Below are 1,760 nucleotides of genomic sequence, written 5' to 3'. Positions count from 1 at the left end.
GCCGTAAGAACTCCTATTACTTGGGAGTTCATTACCAAAAGCCTGTCTCTTTCCTCCTTGGGCATCTCGCTGTATTGTTTGGCTAGAGCGTCGACTAGCAGTTCGTTAACGCCAGCAGCCAAGGCGCCGGTTTTGAAATCACCACCAGCAGCCTCCGCCGCGAGACCGCCCATTATGGCATGCAGGCCAACTTTTGCGACGCTACCGTCTTTCAGGTCCCATTTATCGGGACTGGTCTGATCGCCCACCCAGTTGAAACCGACAGCAGCGAAAGTACTGGCGACGCTGCTACGCAAGATACTGCTCAACGAGCTATCTCCACCTAGAGCGCGATCAAGGATCGTAGATGTTCCGTTTTGCAAGATTTGGTTGCCAGCAAAACGGCCGATCCCTTCCAGGCTGGTGAGGTCAACCTTAATAGCTTTGGTGAGCGGATCTGTATTTGTTTTTAGTATTCCATCAAAGAGCCCTTTTGTAAGCCCAGCCGTAATGCCTGCAACGATATAGCCCCGAATGGCCTCTGGAGAAGTAACATCTTCAACTACAGCGCCCAAGTCGCCGCGGTTATTGATCGTGCTAGTGGCAGCATTCGACAAGACAGCACTCGTAATGGTATCTGCTACTGCGGCCTGCCAAGTCCCTTGTGCAAGGCCAGCCAGTCCAGAACCAGCGCCCCACGTAAGGTAGGTGACGACGATCGCAATGATCATTGCGGCCGGTCCGCCCAGAGAAGAATGTTTGTACTTGAAGGAGTCGTGTACCTCCTTCACTCTTCGCCAATCGACATCGTTGCGCTGTTCCATCTCCTTCAGCCAAGCTAAGCTAGGGTCTGCCTTGACCATCGCGTCTATGGTCTGACTGACGGACTGTTGGGTGACCTCCTTAAGATCAATCTTTAAGCCATCCACTGCCTGAATAACCAGATCACCTTTGGCGATCAGTCGGCTTTGGTGCAGGGTTTCATCCGTCGTGCCCTTGCCCTCAGCGGAAGTCCAAGCCCAACTGGTTTTACTCTTCTCGTGACTTTCCTGATGCAGATCCTTGACTGCCTCGAAGGTAATACTGCCGCCGCTGTCCAGCGTGATGTCATTGCCACTGTCGAGCTTTGCCGCTTGGTACAGCTGGTTGCCTTCACTCACAAGCGTCAGGTCACCACCCGTAGTGATGGTGCTGCCAATGTGCTTGATATCGGTCACTTCATCGCGCTGGGTCTTCTTACTACCGAGGCTGCCCTTCTTCTTGTAGTCGTAAAGGTGGTAGTCGCTGTCCCGCGCCGCCTCTAACGAAAGCTCCTCCCCCGCGTACAGGTAGGCCTCGCCACCCGACTTCAAATGACTGGAGGTAATACTCAAATTATTGCCGGCGTCGACGTATAGATCGCCCCCGGCCTCGATCACAGATGATTGCTGACGAACTGTATCGTCTTGCTGATTTACCTTCTTTCCTCGACGCTTGCTGTGATACTCGGTATGTAGCTCGTTGGCCGCTGAAGCGACACTCAAATTACCCCCGGCAGAAAGTTCCAGATTTTTACCGGCTTTGACAGTGCTGGCGAGCACTGAGAGATCACCGCCTGCAGTGGCCGTGAGGCTGCCACCCACTTGCACATCACTGCGATGTTGGGTGACCCGGCTGTAGCTGGAACTCGATTTCTTGAATACCGCGCTGCTGCTGTCCTTCTCTTCGGCGGAGACGATCAGCAAACTGGCACCGGCGGTCACGCTGGCATCGCCACCGGCCTGCAGTGCACCACCAACGTT

Annotated in this window: 1 protein-coding gene; it reads right to left on the bottom strand. The window is 54.3% G+C overall.

The genetic code is table 11. The features are described from left to right. A partial coding sequence (locus HU720_RS23885; RefSeq protein WP_186523616.1) for a DUF637 domain-containing protein occupies window positions 1-1,760 on the bottom strand: 1,760 nt, incomplete at both ends.

This window comes from Pseudomonas sp. SWRI51 (genome assembly GCF_014268825.1).
GTDB classification, from domain to species: Bacteria; Pseudomonadota; Gammaproteobacteria; order Pseudomonadales; family Pseudomonadaceae; genus Aquipseudomonas; species Aquipseudomonas farsensis.
The sequence above is the reverse complement of the archived record's forward strand: the minus strand, read 5'-3'. Positions and strand labels throughout refer to the sequence as shown.